We start from the raw sequence: 16,632 nt of genomic DNA on the forward strand, positions 1-16,632 counted from the left end.
ATTGTTCCGTTTTCATCACCAAAATCTGTTACAATAACGTCCCCACTAAATACATTTACATTTAAGCGACTACGGCCATCTGGGTCATTTCGAACAGTAACATTTTTTTCATTTCTTAATCGTTCAAGTAAAACTTGGTCATTTTCATCGTTTATGCAAGGATAGATTGGGAGAGTACCAAATAACATCCAAGTATTTTTATCACGAATGTCTAATAAATGATGAATAGCTTGCTTCATGTCTTTTAATGATAATACATTAAGTTGACTTGCAAAATCTGCTGGATACATAGGATGAACTTCATGACGACTACACTTCATATCATTAACAATTTCTTTATGTATGTTTTCTAAATGTGGTAGGGTATTTTGATTTAACATTGTTTCTGCTGAAACAAACATCCCTTGGTCAGATAATGTACTAGCATTATCTAGCATTTGTTCATATAATTTTAACTTTGCTTTTAAAGGAGGTTGTTTTTTCATTGCGCCAAAGCCCACCTCTGCAAATTCTTGGATGGTACCCCAATTATGAGAAATGTGCATGACATCAATATATTCAGCAATTTCTAGATATCGATCTTGAGGTAACGTTAAATTAGAATTCATTTGCACATATATGCCTCTTTGATGCGCATATTTCAATAATGGTTTAACAACATTATTTATAGATTTCTTTGAAAACATAGGTTCTCCACCTGTAATCGACATAGTACGTAAATTGGGAATTTCATCTAAACGTTGATAAATAAGATTCATAGGTAATGGATCAGGATCTTTTGTTTGTAATGTATAACCAACTGCACAGTGACTACATCTCATATTACATAAATTTGTTGTGGTAAATTCTACATTACTCAAAGTGAGTTGATCGAATTGTTTAATATCATTATAAGCTTCCCACGGATCATTATAAATTGAGATTGCTTGTTTAATTTTTGATGTTGTCATTATAAAAACTCCTAAACTTTTAAAACATTCTTCTTTATAAAATTACAATAAATATTATTAGAATTATATCTCTTTTTGTCAAATTTTGTTAGGATAGTTATGAATAAAAGCTAAAAATATTATATATAAGGAGTTAAATTCCGATGGATGAAAAACAAACTATTGAACAAATTAAAACAAGATTGTCTAAATTTTTAGAAGATATTGACCACGTTAATCCTGATGAAGTAAGTGTAAAAGATATTGATGAATGGATTGGATTATTAGATCAATTAGAAGAAAAAGTTAAGTTAGTTTCTAAGTAATTGTGGAGTATGAAAAAGTTTTTAACTAAATTTAATATTTATGTTTAAACCATCTTAAATTTGTCTATATATTAAATATAATAAAACGAAAGAAAAGGTGATTTTGGTTATGACTAAAAAAGTAGCAATTATTTTAGCTGATGAATTTGAAGATATAGAATTAACAAGTCCTAAAGAAGCATTAGAAGAAGCAGGATTTGAAACTGAAGTTATTGGAGATACTGCGAACGCTGAAGTTGTTGGGAAACATGGCGAAAAAGTTACAGTAAATGTAAGTATTGCTGATGCTAAACCAGAAAATTATGATGCATTATTAATTCCTGGTGGTTTCTCTCCAGATAATTTACGTGGAGATGCAGAAGGACGTTATGGAACATTTGCAAAATACTTTACTAAAAATGATGTTCCAACATTTGCTATTTGTCACGGACCTCAAGTTCTAATTGATACTGATGATTTAAATGGTCGCACTTTAACTGCAGTATTAAATGTTCGTAAAGATTTATCAAATGCAGGTGCCAATGTTGTTGATGAATCAGTAGTAGTTGATAATAATATTGTAACAAGTCGTGTACCTGATGATTTAGATGATTTCAATAGAGAAATCGTTAAAAAATTAAATGATTAATTTAAAATAACTTTTTGAAAGTTATATTTGAGCCTGAGACATATATAATTGTCTCAGGCATTTTTAATGTGTTGATAGTCGATGATTGAATTACAATATAACTGTATTTTGGATAGACTCCAATGAAACTGAGAATGTATCATTACAAGTCGTGTCAATTCATAAGCATCTGATTGATTTGTTTTTCTTGTTTTCTAGAAATGGAGAAAATATGTTTTAAATGTTACTTTTAAGCATGTATATATTGATGAACTTAATATCGTTTTTTAAATCCTCTTATCCAAATTTAAATAATTCCTCTCTATCTTCTTTAAAGTAACTTGGAAATTTCAGCGATATAAAAATCAATGATACACCTTGAGACTGATTTTTGATTGTATATATAGATAAAAATAACACTTACTGTTAAACTCTCAATTATAGAGTGACCTTTAAGTAAAGGAGCAAACCCATGAAAAGAAGACAAAGAGATAACTATCCAAAAGAGAAAACAACTTATGATCAAAATGAGCCTCATTATAATACCTATTATCAACCTGTGGGTTCACCACCGAAAAAGAAGAAAAGTAAACGGCTCTTTCTAAGAATGCTTATTATATTTATTATTATATTTGCTTTGTTTACTGGATTAATGTATTTTTTATCATCTAGAGCGAATGTCGATGATTTACAAACGATTGAAAATAAGAGTAATTTTGTATCATCAGACAATATGCCGAATTATGTTAAGGGCGCATTTATATCTATGGAAGATGAACGTTTTTCTAAACATCATGGATTCGATATAAAAGGGACAACACGTGCATTATTTTCAACGATTGGTGAACATGATGTACAAGGTGGGAGCACCATTACTCAACAAACTGTAAAAAATTATTATTACAATAATGAACGTTCATTTACACGTAAACTAAAAGAATTATTTGTCGCGCATAAAGTTGAACAGCAATATAGTAAAAATCAGATATTAAGTTTTTATTTGAATAATATTTACTATGGTAATAATCAATATGATATTGAAAGTGCAGCAAATTATTATTTTGGTGCAACTACAAATCAAAATAATAGTTATTATCCGATTATTACTGTATTACAAAGTGCAATGCTAGCAAGTAAAGTTAATGCCCCAAGTGTATATGATATTAATAACGTATCAAATAATTTCAAGAATCGAATTAAAGTGAATTTAGAAAAAATGCGACAACAGAATTATATTTCTGACAGTCAATATCAAGAAGCCTTATCGCAACTTAATAATTATTAATATAGTAATATAACAATTTAATTGAATATAAACTAAGAGTGAGAATGAGAATAAATAAACTTCCATTTCGCTCTTTTTTAATATCAAATACTATATATGTTAGATTTTCTGTTATAAAATAAATATATTATTAAAATACAATTTTTAATTAGTATGAGGAGAATAATGATGCCGAAAATTACTAAAATAGAAGTTCAAAAAAATAATAAAGAACGATTTAATCTCTTTCTTGATGAAGCATTTGAAATGGGAATTGATATAGATACACTCGTTAAATTCAATTTGAAAAAGAACCAAATGATAGATGCTGCAGAAATGGAAAAAATTCAAAAATACGAACACTATCGTCTAGGGATTAATATGGCAATACAATATTTATCATATAAAAAACGAACTGAAAAAGAAGTTAGTGATTATTTGAAAAAGAATGATATTAATGAAATGACAGTACAAAAAGTGATTGAATATTGTTATAAAGAGCAATATATTAATCATGAAGATTACGCTGAAAGTTTAAAAAATACAATGATCAACACAACAGATAAAGGACCTGAAGTATTTAAACAAAAACTATACCAAGTTGGAGTAGAACCTAATATTATAGATAGATATATTAAACGATATGAAGAAGAGCAACCTATAGAATCTATCATTCATGTTGCTAAAAAAATAATGAAAACTAAAAAAGGTCCTGTTGTTAAAGTAAAGCAAAAAGTAATGCATAGCTTAATCCAAAAAGGATATACAATAGAAACTGCACAAAATGTACTTAATGAGTTAGACTTTGCTCAAGACGAAGAAGTGCTAGATGACTTATTACAAAAGGATTTAGAAAAAGTTTATAATAAACAACGTCGTAAACATGACGGTAATACATTAAAAATGAAAACAATAGAAGCACTTATGAGAAAAGGATATAATTATGATAAAATAAAAATTAAATTAGCAGAAAGTGGTATTTTAGATGAGTGACAAAAGATTAAGTGAAATGTCTGAACAGGAATTGAGACATGAAATACAATTATGTAAAGAAAAAATGCGTAAAGCTGAAATGAATGGCATAATGAATGAATATGATGTTTATGAAAGTAAAGTCATTGTAGCTGAGAGTTATTTAGTCGATCGTTCTAAAATTAACATTGGCAGAATGTATAAATTAAATGATGGTAGTGAACAATACTTTAAAGTTGAACGTTTAAAAGGGGTTTTTGCTTGGGGTTATAGAATAAATAGTACGAATCCTGAAGAGGGTTTACCCATTGCATTATTAAAAATTTAGAAGGATGTAACACAAATGGGAAGTTCAATCGTTTTAAAATTATTAAATGTTACACAATACTATAGAAACCAAAAGAATAGAAAGTGGTATCTGCCGTTTGGATATGGCGCGGAAGACATAGAATTAAATAAAATATCTTTACACATTTATCAAGGAGAAGCCCTTGCACTTATAGGAGAACCTGGTTCATCCAAAACATTGATTGGAAGAATTATGGCCCAAGATATTGCACCTGATAGAGGGAAAGTTGTACAATCAGCAAGTATTTATTATGGAGATATAAAAAACAAACATTTATTAAATATGTCTGTTAAAAGTTATATTGAAGAAACACAATGCTTATTTAATTACGAGACGTCTTCACATATTGTCGATCAAATTATTAAATATGCGCATTTAGATGATAAATCTTCGATTCAAGTGAATAAACTTAGTCACTCTGAGTATGCGCAATTGATTTTAAGTGTTGCAAGAGTTTGTAAAACAGAAATTATTATTTTAAGTCATATTCTTGAATATCTTGATGAAGCGTTTTTAAATAAGGCGAAACAACTTTCAAAAGACTATGTGTCTAATGACTTATCAATTATATTTGTAGACGATGATATTTCTAAAATATCTCAAGTGAGTAACTATGTTACATGGATTTCTCACGGACAAGTGCGTATGGAAGGGTATTTAAATGACGTTTTACCGGTATTTAATGATCATGAAAGAGATAGATTAAGTATCGACGATGAAGAAACACTTAAGAATTTTGATTTAGATTGGAAGAAAAGTAGAAGTAGATTGCCGGAAATGAGTTATAACTTTAAAAGAGTCGAACGATACAAACATGTTAAAGTTCCGGATTTTATAGTTAAATTTTGGACGCTTTTAGTTTCAACGTTAATCGTCTTAGTGTTACTTGGCACACTAGTAGTGAATAATATAGGAAAAATTGAAATTCCTATCAACGAATCTCAGAAGAAAGTTCAAAATCAAGACACGGATCCTTTTGAAAATAAACTTTCTTATGGAATTGTTTTACATGATGAAGTGACATTATCAAATCATCAAGATATTGAAATGCCAAAATATTCTTTTGTGACGATTACTGGAGAAAGTGCTTCAAAATATCGCTTAATTGTCGATGATGATACATATGAAGTAGGTAAGAACAAAATTTATTATTTTAATCCTGCTGCATTATATGAAACGCATAAATTTAGTACTTTAGCGCCTTATATGAAGTCAAACTACAGTAAGTATGTTGATTATTTTAATACTCAATTACATAAACCACATAACCAAGTGAAAAAGACACTTGTTCCTGAAAAAGATCAACGATTTGTGGTGCCTATTACACAACAACCTATTAAAATGTTATTTAATGATGAGGATAAGTTAACTGGTTTTGTATTTCCTATAGTAGATAAATCAAAATTAGAGCGTAAATTTAATATTAAAGGTAATGTATGGATTTCAAAATTAAGTAATGGATATTTAATTGCAGATATGAAAAATAGTAAATGGATTTATATCGAATTGTAGGTGTAAACATGATAGATACGTTAATATTATATTTTAAACATTTTCCATCTCTTTTACATTTAGCTAAAGCAAAAGTAAAAGAGACTTGGAAATATGATGTGATTTTATTTTTAATACAATTAATTATCATTAGTATCATAATTGGAGTGATGTATTTATTTAATACCGAAGAAATTGAAAAGGCCCAATGGATATATCGAATGATTGCGTTCTATACTTTTGTAACCATTGCTTATATTATATATAAATCATTCAAATTATATAATTATGATTATCTTATTGCTAAATCATTTCAACTCACACCTATTATTACGCCCATCCTTAATGCACTGATAGGGGCTATAATCATCTGTGTTTTATCATTGGTTACGTCAATCTTTAAGCCAGTAAACCTTGAAACATCGGTGATATCTTTTGTTTATTTCATACTAATGTCGATTATATTTATTGTTTTTATATCAATAACATTAGGTTTATTGACTTTAATAAGTAAAAAAGTATTTAAATTTTATGTGATAGCAATAATGATGTTATTCTTTTTAGTACCTATCATTTTTATACCTAATAATAAGGCAAATATGATTGATCAAATATTAAAAATTAATCCATTATATTATTTGATTGACGGATTATCAACTTCAATTGTTTTTGGATCTGTAAATATGTACAATATTGTGTATCATATTTATTTTATTGCTTTTTTAGTATTAATTGGAGTTATCAATTTTATTTTAACTCGACTTGTTGCCCACAAGAAATATGAATATATTTAATATATGAGTGAATCGCTATAAATAACATATATTTTAATGATGTTATAATAATAACCCCTAAATGACTGTCAATAAGTCATCTAGGGGTTGTTTAAATTATAGTTAAAGTTAATAGATTAATGAGAGTACAATTTTTTTTGAAGTTTTTCTTCTGTAAATACCCATCCGATATAGGAATGGTCAATTTTTTGATCTTGAGTAAGATGTGCAATTGCTGCAAAAGAATAATGTCCTTTATTTAGATAACGTAAATCTATCAATCGTATCTCAGTTGTGTGATCATCAAGTTTACGTATTTGCCAACGATAGATAGAAGAGAATTTTAAAAACGTTCTTATTTCAGGATTACTTTTTATTTGCCATAAAAGTGTATCGGGTGAAAATTGTTGACGTTTTACTTTATCACTAAACGTTATATTACGACCATAAGCTCTACCTACATAATCATAGTTTTCAGTTTGAATCGCTACACGCCATTTCATAAATTTCATAGTAGGTGCAACAAAAATTTTCACAGGATGATGTTCATCATGAATGTGTTTCAACGCTTGAGATTTGATTATTGATTGCATTTTAAATCTAACGATATAATAAATAATTAAAACGCCAATAATTGGAAAGAACACTAGATATGGATGAACGCCTAATAACCATAGCGTGATTCCTATACATAATATTAAAAAAATAATTGGATCGAATGTATTGATTACACCGAGTTGTATCCACTTATTTGATATAGGTCTAAGTGCTTGTGTACCATATGAATTAAAGATATCTACAAAAACATGTAAAAAGACCGCTAACTGAGCCCACATCCATATATGAGTCACATCTACATGTGGAAAGATAACATATATTATAAAAGCAAGTAATATTGGCCATAAAATCGTAAAGGGTATGGAATGCGTAATACCACGATGATGTGAAATATAAGTTGCATTATTTTTTAATTTTAAAACCGTATCGCCATCAGGTATTAAAGAACCCGCAATTAAAGTTGTTGCAGTAGCTGTCATAGAATGTGACATTGCTGGGTCTTGTGTAGCTAAAGCAGTTAGTCCAATGCCGATAGCAATATGAGTGGCTGTATCCATAAAAGTTCACTCTTTTCATCTTGATTTAATATATATTATAATCTAAAAATTAGAATAACAAAATTAAGATACTTATCAAATATTAGAAAGTATTATAACTTATACATTTTTTTATGTAAGAGAAAGGATAATTTAATGTTAAATGAAACGACATTTAAAAATAATATTGTGACATGGTTTGAGAAAAATCAACGAGAAATGCCTTGGAGGGAAACGACTAATCCATATTATATATGGCTAAGTGAAGTTATGCTTCAACAAACACAAGTTAAAACGGTCATTGATTATTACAATAAATTTATTCATCGATTTCCTACAATTGAAGCGTTAAGTGAAGCAAAAGAAGCTGAAGTATTAAAGTATTGGGAAGGTCTTGGATATTATAGCCGTGCCCGCAATTTTCATATAGCAATTAAAGAAGTACACCATAATTATAATGCGGAAGTACCATCATCCCCTAAAGTTTTTGGTGAATTAAAAGGAGTAGGACCATATACTCAAGCAGCTGTAATGAGTATTGCTTTTAATCGCCCTTTAGCTACTGTAGATGGAAATGTCTTTAGAGTATGGACTCGACTTAATAATGACCATCGTGATATCAAATTACAATCTACTAGAAAATCATTTGAAAAAGAGCTTGAACCTTTTGTACAAGAAGAAGCGGGTACATTTAATCAATCAATGATGGAATTAGGTGCAACAATATGTACACCTAAGAATCCGTTATGCCTATTTTGTCCAGTACAGGAAAATTGTGAAGCGTTTCGAAAAGGAACTACGTTAGATTTACCTATCAAAACTAAAAAACAAGCTAAGAAAATAATTAATCAGGAGGTTTTTTTAGTCAGAAATCAGAAAGGTCAATATCTGATTGAAAAACGTCAAGAAAAGCTACTTAATGGTATGTGGCAATTTCCAATGTTTGAAAGTCCAAATGGGATTCAAAAACTAGAAAATAAGTTAAACCATTCATTAACTTTATCTGAGAACATAATATTTCAATTAAAGCATCAGTTTACACATAAAACTTGGAATTTAAATGTTTATAGTGTGATTGAAGATATAAATATTGACTCAGCACAATTACCAGACTTTATGGAATGGTTTGATTTAGAAAATCGAGATGATTATTCTTTCCCAGTATCAATGAGTAAAATTTATGAGTTTATTGTTGGTAAATAGAATAATATAATATCTCTCTATATCTCTTTAAAGAAGTTTAAAAAAATATGGTATAATTCGAATTGTAAAAACTTTAAAAGGTGGTGTGGAGTATGGTCAAAGAATCCATACCTAAAGAAGGCGAAAATATAAAAATCCAAAGCTATAAACATGATGGAAATATTCATAGAGTATGGTCTGAAACAACGATTTTAAAAGGAACAGATCACGTCATCATTGGTGGAAATGATCATACCTTAGTAACTGAAAGTGATGGACGTACATGGATTACTAGAGAGCCTGCAATCGTGTACTTTCATGCTGAGTATTGGTTTAATGTAATTTGCATGTTTAGAGAAGATGGTATTTACTATTATTGTAATTTATCTTCGCCTTTTGTATGTGATGAAGAAGCTTTAAAATATATTGATTATGATTTAGATATTAAAGTTTATCCAAATGGTAAATATCATTTGTTAGATGAGGATGAATATGAACAACATATGAAACAAATGAATTATCCTCATGAAATAGACGTAATACTAAGAAGAAATGTAGACATTTTACAACAATGGATAGAACAGAAAAAAGGTCCTTTTGCTCCTGACTTTATAAAAGTATGGAAACAAAGATATAAAAAAATTCGTAATTACTAAGCATAATTGAGGCAAATAGTAATTAATTAGTTTATAGTAATTGAGTAATAAATAAGAGGTTGAAACTACTTGCCTATTCTTAAATAAATGAGTTTATGAATAGAGGGTTCAACCTCTATTAATTTTTGATAATAAAATTAAGGAGGAGTCAGTGTGATTCGACGATATTTAGAATTTGTCAAACCATATAAATATCGTATTTTCGCAACGATTATTATTGGGATTATAAAATTTGGTATTCCAATGTTAATCCCATTATTAATTAAATATGCGATTGATGGTGTAATCAATAATGGTACATTAACCACCAATGAAAAATTCCATCATCTTGCTATAGCGATAGGTATTACTCTATTTATATTTTTAATTGTGCGCCCGCCAATTGAATACCTTCGACAATATTTAGCACAATGGACGAGTAATAAAATTTTATATGATATTCGTAAGCAATTGTATGACCATTTACAAGCCTTAAGTGCCCGATTTTATGCAAATAATCAAGTGGGACAAGTTATATCGAGAGTAATTAATGACGTAGAACAAACGAAAGACTTTATTTTAACTGGGTTAATGAATATTTGGTTAGACTGTGTAACGATTATTATTGCGCTTTCTATTATGTTCTTCTTAGATATTAAATTAACACTTGCAGCAATTATTATTTTTCCTTTTTATGTCTTTACAGTATATTTTTTCTTTGGACGTTTAAGAAAATTAACACGTAAACGTTCACAAGCATTAGCGGAAGTACAAGGATTTTTACATGAACGTGTTCAAGGTATGTCTGTAATAAAAAGCTTTGCAATTGAAGATAATGAAGCGAAAAACTTTGATAAAAAAAATAAAAACTTTTTAAGTAGAGCGTTTCAACATACTTCATGGAATGCCTATTCATTTGCAGCTATTAATACAGTCACAGATTTAGGTCCTATCATTGTTATTGGAGTAGGGTCATATTTAGCAATTACTGGTTCAATTACAGTAGGTACCTTAGCAGCTTTTGTAGGATATTTAGAACAATTATTCGGACCATTAAGACGTTTAGTTTCTTCATTCACAACTTTAACGCAAAGTTTCGCCTCTATGGATCGTATTTTTCAATTAATAGATGAAGACTATGACATTAAAAATAAAAAAGGTGCACAACCTATTGAAATAAAAGAAGGACATATTGAATTAAAAAATGTAAGCTTTAAATATAATGAAGATGAATCTTTAGTTTTAAAAAATATAAATTTAAATATAAATAAAGGTGAAACAGTAGCATTCGTTGGTATGAGCGGGGGAGGAAAATCTACGCTTATTAATCTTATTCCACGTTTCTATGATGTAAGTGAAGGTGAAATTTTGATCGATAGTCGTAATATTAAAGATTATTTAACAGGAAGCTTGAGAAATCAAATTGGACTTGTTCAACAAGACAATATTTTATTTTCTGATACAGTAAGAGAGAATATTTTATTAGGACGTCCTGATGCTACTGAAGAAGAAATAATCGAAGCAGCTAAAATGGCAAATGCGCACGACTTTATCATGAATTTACCGAATGGCTATGATACTGAAGTTGGAGAACGTGGCGTAAAATTATCTGGTGGTCAAAAGCAACGTTTATCTATTGCGCGTATTTTCTTAAATAATCCACCTATATTAATTTTAGATGAAGCGACAAGCGCACTTGATTTAGAAAGTGAAGCAATTATTCAAGATGCATTAGATGTTTTAAGTAAAGATAGAACTACACTTATTGTAGCTCATAGATTATCAACAATCACACATGCAGATAAAATTATTGTTATGCAGCATGGTCAAATCGTTGAAACTGGTACACATAAAGAACTGATTGCTAAAAAAGGTGAATACGAACATCTATATAGCATTCAAGATTTATAACTAAATAATGAATACTAAAAAAGACAAACTTAACTTTGATAGTTAAGTTTGTCTTTTTTAGTATTGATATTTAATTTTTATAAATCAAAATCTTCATCTTGAATTTCAATATCTGTGTCATTACGATGATACGTAAAGAAACTTAATCTTAGTCTATCTAAATGCTCTAAATGATATCGATATTCTTCAATAGCTGCGATAATTTGCATGATATTCGAATATGAATATTCTACTTGATATGGATTTTGAATTAATTGATATTGAAAAGCATCCATAAGATTTTTCTTTTGAGGATTTAAAATCTGATTATCAAAATCATCTACATTATAACGCGCCTTTTTTGATAAACTTTTTAAAATTTGTTCGTGATACGCTGTTAACGAATCTAACTCTAATTTAATTTGAAATAATAAATGATGATTTGTATTATGCAAATCATTTTGATATCTAGCCATACGGTTTAATACTTCGTAAGCTTGTCGAGTTGTTCCAACGACCTCTTTAAATAATATCTTTTTACGATTTTGTTGGAAAGCAGCTTTTCTTGTAAACGTACGTTCTTCGTGATAATAATCATAGATTTGTTCTAATTTTATAATGCGAGATTCTAACTGTTCACCATCTTCTTTTATCTGATGATATTCAGAAGTATCATTAATCACAAGTTTAAACCATATAAATATGTCGGAAGAAATATTAACCGCATTATGATAAATTTTAGTTTCGAATTTTGGAGGTAAGAATACTAGGTTTACAAGTGAAGCACTTAAAACTCCAATCATTACTAAAATAAATCTAAATGTAGCTACAAGATAAAACGATCCTGTATGTTGCCCCATAATGATTAACGCAGTGACACCTGCTAATGTTGCTACATGCGCCAAATTTAATTTGTATAAAATGGCGATTAATAAAATGACTGTGATACCCATAATCACAATGTTTTTACCAAAAATGGTTACCATAATCACTGCTAATATAGCACCGATTAAATTACCTGTAGCTTGTTCAGATATCGTTTTCATTGAACGATATATATTAGGTTGCATTGCAAAAATAGCACTTATTCCTGCTACAGATTTCAAACCAACATTATCAGGTAAAAAAGAAGCGATAAAAAGGGCGAGAATGATAGCAATTCCAGTTTTAAGTATACGTGCGCCTAATTTCAAATACAACGCTCCTTTAAATAACAAGTTTATAGTTTAATGTATTTTTAAATTAGTATACACTCAACAAATAAAACTATACAAGTATACGCATATATAAAAACCCAAGAATGTATATTTACGATATGACATTCTTAGGTTAGTTAAATTTTAAATATTATTTCATTTGACTGAAGGCATAGTCAGCCGCTTCTAATGTTTGATCAATATCTTCTTCAGTGTGTTCCGTAGTTAAGAACCATGCTTCAAATTTAGAAGGTGCTAAATTAATACCTTGGTTAAGCATAAGTTTAAAGAATTTTGCAAATGCTTCACTATCAGAATTTTCTACTTGTTCGTAATGTGTTACTTTTTCATCTGTAAAATAGAGTGTTAGAGATCCATAAATACGATTAATTGTCGCAGTAATATGATGTTTTTCAATAAGTTTATTTAAACCATCTTCTAAACGTTTACCTAAAGCATCTAATTTTTCATATACACCATCTTGCTCTAAAACTTCAAGTAATGCAATACCTGCCCTCATTGAAAGTGGGTTACCTGCCATTGTTCCTGCTTGGTATGCTGGGCCTAATGGAGCGACATGTTCCATGATATCTTGACGGCCGCCGTAGCCACCGATTGGTAATCCACCACCAACAATTTTACCAAATGCTGTTAAATCTGGATAAACATTTAATAAATCTTGTGCAGCGCCATAATGGAAGCGGAAAGCAGTGATGACTTCATCGTAAATCACTAAAGCTCCATGCTCATGAGTGATGTTGTTAACTTCTTCTAAAAAGCCTGGTTGAGGTTTTACCATACCAAAATTACCTACAATAGGTTCTACTAATACAGCCGCTACTTCATCTCCCCAATGTGACATGGCTTCTTTATAAGATTCAATGTCATTGAAAGGTACAGTAATGACTTCTCTAGCGACACTTTCAGGTACACCAGCTGAATCCGGAGAACCTAATTGAGAAGGTCCGCTTCCTGCAGCAACTAATACTAAATCAGAATGGCCATGATAAGAACCCGCAAATTTAATGATTTTATTTCTTTTAGTATAAGCTCTAGCAACTCGAATTGTAGTCATTACTGCTTCTGTTCCAGAATTAACAAAACGAATTTTTTCTAATGAAGGAATAGCTGCTCGTAATTTTTTACTAAAATCAATTTCAAGTTCAGTAGGTGTACCATATAAAACCCCTTTAGCCGCTTGATCTTGGATAGCCTCAGTAATATGAGGATGAGCATGGCCAGTAATTATGGGACCATATGCTTGTAAATAATCAATGTACTTATTTCCATCGACATCGTAAAGATAAGCGCCATGACCTTCACGCATAACTACGGGAGCACCTCCGCCAACAGCTTTATAAGAGCGTGAAGGAGAATTAACTCCACCTAAAATATATTCATTTGATAACTTTTGGAGACGTTCACTTTCAGTGAAATTCATAGAGTATCAACCTTTCTTATTTAATAATATTCGTTACTATCGTAACATAATAATTATAATATGAAGAAATGAGTGATACGATGTTAAAAATAGGAGATCTTTTTCCAAAATTTGAATTAGAGAATCAAAATGGAGAATTAATTACTAATGAAAACATTATGGGAGAAAAAACAATATTATATTTCTACCCACGAGATAACACACCAACGTGTACAACAGAAGCATGTGACTTTAGAGATAATATACAATACTTTAATGATATGAAAGTTAAAGTTTATGGTATTAGCGGGGATTCTAGAAAAAAACACGAAAACTTTATTAAGAAGCATCATTTGAATTTTGATTTATTAGTTGATGATGAATTTAAGTTATCGAATGCAGTAGGAATATATCGTTTGAAGAAAAGTTTTGGAAAAGAAAATATGGGAATAGTGAGAACAACGTTTGTAATAGATGAAGCGGGATATATTACAAATATCATTGAAAAAGTAAAAGTTAAAACACAAATAGATGAATTAAAACAAATACTGGAGTGAGATAAATGAAAATCGTAAGCTTGAAACGTTTAGGTAATATAGAAAATGAATTAATAGAAAAGTATCCTGATATTTCATTTTCGTTTTATGATAAAGCAGATAATATTCCAGATAATGACAAAAAAGAACTCGAGGTATTGATAGGATATGACGGGGAGATTAATGAAAGATTTATAAAGTCTTGTCCGAATTTAAAGTGGATTGCATGGTATGCAACAGGCGTAAACAATCTACCATTAGAGTACATTAAGAATAAAGGAATAATTTTAACCAATACTAGAGGAATACAATCAAAGCAACTTTCAGAATATATACTAACTTTTATATTAAATGATCATAAAAAAATGGAAACATCATTTATTAATCAACAAAAGCATATTTATGATAGTACTTTGACAGGTAAACGTTTAAAGGATGAAACAATTTTATTTTTAGGTACTGGAGCTATTGCTCAAGATACTGTAAAGTTATTGACACCTTTCGAATTGAAAATAATAGGTGTAAGTAAAACAGGAAAACAAAAAGAAGGATTTAATCAAACATATGAGATAAATGAATTAGACAAGTTATTAGGAGAAGCGGATATAATAATTAATACGTTACCAGAAACCAAAGAAACATATCATTTATTAAACAAACATCATTTCCAATTAATGAAGGAAGATACTTTATTTATTAATGTAGGAAGAGGAACTATAGTAGAAGAACACGATTTAATTGAAATACTTAAAGAAAAATTAATACGTCATGCTTACTTGGATGTATTCGAAAATGAACCACTAGAATCAGAACATCCACTTTATGATTTAGATAACGTGACAATTACTGCACATATAACTGGTAATGATAAAGAAAATAAAAAGGAAGCAACGAAAATATTTGAAAGAAATCTAACTCGTTTTCTCAATAAAGAAGAAATAAGTGAGAACGTAGTAGACTTAAAAGATGGCTATTAATATAAAACTTATGGAATAATTGACAATGAAGTATGAAAGTAGTTATATTATTAATAAGATAATAATAATTATAAAGTAGAAAGATGGTGAAAATGATGAGTGCAGAAATAGAATCAATTGAACATGAGCTTGAACAAGCTATAATAGCATTAAGAAAGTCAGGCGTTCGTATCACGCCTCAAAGACAAGCTATTGTTAGATTTTTAATTAGCTCACATACACATCCTACAGCGGATGAAATTTATCAAGCACTTTCACCTGATTTTCCTAATATAAGTGTTGCGACAATTTACAATAATTTAAGAGTATTTAAGAAGATAGGTATTGTAAAAGAATTGACTTATGGAGATGCATCAAGTAGGTTCGACTTTAATACTCATAATCATTATCATGTTATTTGTGAACGATGCGGTAAAATAGTAGATTTCCACTATCCTCAATTGGATGAAATTGAACAATTAGCTCAACACGTTACAAACTTTGACGTAACACATCATCGAATGGAAATTTATGGATTGTGTGAAGAATGTAAAAACAAAGAATAAAGTTAGGCAATGACTTTAATGTCATTGCTTTTTTTGTTTATAAGTAATTAAAGAATTTAAAAGATAAATATTAAATAAAAAAATACTCATTAAAGATAATGAATACATTTGATGTGAAATATTAAACGATTTTATATTATAAAATCCATTGACGTTCAATAATAATCTTGCTATTATATAAAAGTCGTCAAAAACAAAAGATATTGTTTGAAAACGCAAAGTAAATTAGTTTAAAACAATGTTAAAAAAGTGTAATTTTGACCATTGATTATAAAAACAATTTATTATAAGATATTATTTGTTGAAATATTAATTAACTTCAAGAAAAGAAAAATAAAAAAGTTCTTGACAAGAATAATTAGTATTTGATATAATAAATAAATGTAATTGTTAAAATGAACATTGAAAACTGAATGACAATATGTCAACGTTAATTCCAATAAAGT

17 protein-coding genes are annotated in these 16,632 nt (G+C 29.0%); 13 read left to right on the plus strand and 4 right to left on the minus strand.

Annotated elements, in window-relative coordinates; all coding sequences use genetic code 11:
* On the minus strand, positions 1-950 hold a 950-nt coding region (gene yfkAB / locus CD034_RS00800; protein ID WP_373364487.1), incomplete at its 3' end, for a radical SAM/CxCxxxxC motif protein YfkAB.
* A 143-nt stretch (positions 951-1,093) separates the two neighbouring features.
* Here yfkAB and CD034_RS00805 point away from each other — a divergent pair.
* The 7 genes from CD034_RS00805 (at position 1,094) to CD034_RS00835 (ending at position 6,732) form a co-directional block, all read left to right on the plus strand.
* Positions 1,094-1,255, plus strand: a complete 162-nt coding sequence (locus CD034_RS00805; RefSeq protein ID WP_002450046.1) for an SE1561 family protein — start codon at positions 1,094-1,096, stop codon at positions 1,253-1,255.
* Between the two features lie 109 nt (positions 1,256-1,364).
* The gene (locus tag CD034_RS00810; RefSeq protein ID WP_002450071.1) at positions 1,365-1,883 is read left to right on the plus strand and encodes a type 1 glutamine amidotransferase domain-containing protein; all 519 of its coding nucleotides are present in this window, start codon (positions 1,365-1,367) and stop codon (positions 1,881-1,883) included.
* A 451-nt stretch (positions 1,884-2,334) separates the two neighbouring features.
* Positions 2,335-3,147 (plus strand): monofunctional peptidoglycan glycosyltransferase SgtB, encoded by an 813-nt coding sequence (gene sgtB / locus CD034_RS00815; protein ID WP_002450042.1) that lies wholly within the window; start codon positions 2,335-2,337, stop codon positions 3,145-3,147.
* Between the two features lie 168 nt (positions 3,148-3,315).
* Positions 3,316-4,119, plus strand: coding sequence for a recombination regulator RecX (recX, locus tag CD034_RS00820; protein WP_002455131.1), 804 nt, complete (start codon positions 3,316-3,318; stop codon positions 4,117-4,119).
* Complete coding sequence (locus CD034_RS00825) at positions 4,112-4,426, plus strand: YfhH family protein (RefSeq protein ID WP_002455132.1); 315 nt, start codon at positions 4,112-4,114, stop codon at positions 4,424-4,426. The genes recX and CD034_RS00825 overlap by 8 nt, the downstream gene beginning before the upstream one ends.
* 15 nt (positions 4,427-4,441) lie before the next feature.
* Positions 4,442-5,959, plus strand: coding sequence for an ATP-binding cassette domain-containing protein (locus CD034_RS00830; RefSeq protein WP_002455133.1), 1,518 nt, complete (start codon positions 4,442-4,444; stop codon positions 5,957-5,959).
* Positions 5,938-6,732: a teichoic acid transporter gene (locus tag CD034_RS00835; RefSeq protein ID WP_256604979.1), complete on the plus strand. Its 795-nt coding sequence runs from the start codon at positions 5,938-5,940 to the stop codon at positions 6,730-6,732. The genes CD034_RS00830 and CD034_RS00835 overlap by 22 nt, the downstream gene beginning before the upstream one ends.
* Positions 6,733-6,848: 116 nt before the next feature.
* Here CD034_RS00835 and CD034_RS00840 read toward each other — a convergent pair whose 3' ends face one another.
* A complete protein-coding gene (locus tag CD034_RS00840) occupies positions 6,849-7,826 on the minus strand; it encodes a metal-dependent hydrolase (RefSeq protein WP_002455135.1) in 978 nt (325 codons plus the stop codon).
* 135 nt (positions 7,827-7,961) lie between these two features.
* On the opposite strand from CD034_RS00840, the gene mutY reads away from it, so the two are divergent.
* From mutY to CD034_RS00855, 3 genes are all read left to right on the plus strand, one after another.
* Positions 7,962-9,008, plus strand: a complete 1,047-nt coding sequence (gene mutY / locus CD034_RS00845; protein WP_103288031.1) for an A/G-specific adenine glycosylase — start codon at positions 7,962-7,964, stop codon at positions 9,006-9,008.
* A gap of 92 nt (positions 9,009-9,100) precedes the next feature.
* Positions 9,101-9,643, plus strand: a complete 543-nt coding sequence (gene ntdP / locus CD034_RS00850; protein ID WP_002450077.1) for a nucleoside tri-diphosphate phosphatase — start codon at positions 9,101-9,103, stop codon at positions 9,641-9,643.
* Between the two features lie 153 nt (positions 9,644-9,796).
* Positions 9,797-11,533 (plus strand): ABC transporter ATP-binding protein, encoded by a 1,737-nt coding sequence (locus CD034_RS00855; RefSeq protein ID WP_002488090.1) that lies wholly within the window; start codon positions 9,797-9,799, stop codon positions 11,531-11,533.
* 77 nt (positions 11,534-11,610) lie between these two features.
* On the opposite strand, the gene CD034_RS00860 is transcribed toward CD034_RS00855, so the two are convergent.
* Together CD034_RS00860 and CD034_RS00865 are read right to left on the minus strand one after the other, a co-directional pair.
* A complete protein-coding gene (locus CD034_RS00860; RefSeq protein ID WP_002448314.1) occupies positions 11,611-12,705 on the minus strand; it encodes an FUSC family protein in 1,095 nt (364 codons plus the stop codon).
* A 154-nt stretch (positions 12,706-12,859) separates the two neighbouring features.
* The gene (locus CD034_RS00865; RefSeq protein WP_002455138.1) at positions 12,860-14,149 is read right to left on the minus strand and encodes a glutamate-1-semialdehyde 2,1-aminomutase; all 1,290 of its coding nucleotides are present in this window, start codon (positions 14,147-14,149) and stop codon (positions 12,860-12,862) included.
* An 80-nt stretch (positions 14,150-14,229) separates the two neighbouring features.
* On the opposite strand from CD034_RS00865, the gene CD034_RS00870 reads away from it, so the two are divergent.
* The 3 genes from CD034_RS00870 to perR all read left to right on the plus strand — a co-directional run bounded on the left by CD034_RS00870 (position 14,230) and on the right by perR (position 16,186).
* Positions 14,230-14,685, plus strand: coding sequence for a peroxiredoxin (locus CD034_RS00870; protein WP_002455139.1), 456 nt, complete (start codon positions 14,230-14,232; stop codon positions 14,683-14,685).
* 5 nt (positions 14,686-14,690) lie between these two features.
* On the plus strand, positions 14,691-15,641 hold the full coding sequence (locus tag CD034_RS00875) for a phosphoglycerate dehydrogenase (RefSeq protein WP_002455140.1): 951 nt from the start codon (positions 14,691-14,693) through the stop codon (positions 15,639-15,641).
* 95 nt (positions 15,642-15,736) lie between these two features.
* Positions 15,737-16,186, plus strand: a complete 450-nt coding sequence (perR, locus tag CD034_RS00880; protein WP_017175209.1) for a peroxide-responsive transcriptional repressor PerR — start codon at positions 15,737-15,739, stop codon at positions 16,184-16,186.
* Positions 16,187-16,632 lie beyond the last annotated feature (446 nt).

This window comes from Staphylococcus hominis subsp. hominis, assembly GCF_002901845.1.
Taxonomy (GTDB): domain Bacteria; phylum Bacillota; class Bacilli; order Staphylococcales; family Staphylococcaceae; genus Staphylococcus; species Staphylococcus hominis.

Coding starts and splice junctions, on each gene's coding strand:
- CD034_RS00830 (WP_002455133.1), top strand. CDS start 4,442: ATGGGAAGTTCAATCGTTTTAAAATTATTAAATGTTACACAATACTAT.
- CD034_RS00835 (WP_256604979.1), top strand. CDS start 5,938: ATGGATTTATATCGAATTGTAGGTGTAAACATGATAGATACGTTAATA.
- CD034_RS00825 (WP_002455132.1), top strand. CDS start 4,112: ATGAGTGACAAAAGATTAAGTGAAATGTCTGAACAGGAATTGAGACAT.
- CD034_RS00870 (WP_002455139.1), top strand. CDS start 14,230: ATGTTAAAAATAGGAGATCTTTTTCCAAAATTTGAATTAGAGAATCAA.
- sgtB (WP_002450042.1), top strand. CDS start 2,335: ATGAAAAGAAGACAAAGAGATAACTATCCAAAAGAGAAAACAACTTAT.
- mutY (WP_103288031.1), top strand. CDS start 7,962: ATGTTAAATGAAACGACATTTAAAAATAATATTGTGACATGGTTTGAG.
- perR (WP_017175209.1), top strand. CDS start 15,737: ATGAGTGCAGAAATAGAATCAATTGAACATGAGCTTGAACAAGCTATA.
- CD034_RS00875 (WP_002455140.1), top strand. CDS start 14,691: ATGAAAATCGTAAGCTTGAAACGTTTAGGTAATATAGAAAATGAATTA.
- CD034_RS00840 (WP_002455135.1), bottom strand. CDS start 7,826: ATGGATACAGCCACTCATATTGCTATCGGCATTGGACTAACTGCTTTA.
- ntdP (WP_002450077.1), top strand. CDS start 9,101: ATGGTCAAAGAATCCATACCTAAAGAAGGCGAAAATATAAAAATCCAA.
- CD034_RS00865 (WP_002455138.1), bottom strand. CDS start 14,149: ATGAATTTCACTGAAAGTGAACGTCTCCAAAAGTTATCAAATGAATAT.
- CD034_RS00810 (WP_002450071.1), top strand. CDS start 1,365: ATGACTAAAAAAGTAGCAATTATTTTAGCTGATGAATTTGAAGATATA.
- CD034_RS00805 (WP_002450046.1), top strand. CDS start 1,094: ATGGATGAAAAACAAACTATTGAACAAATTAAAACAAGATTGTCTAAA.
- recX (WP_002455131.1), top strand. CDS start 3,316: ATGCCGAAAATTACTAAAATAGAAGTTCAAAAAAATAATAAAGAACGA.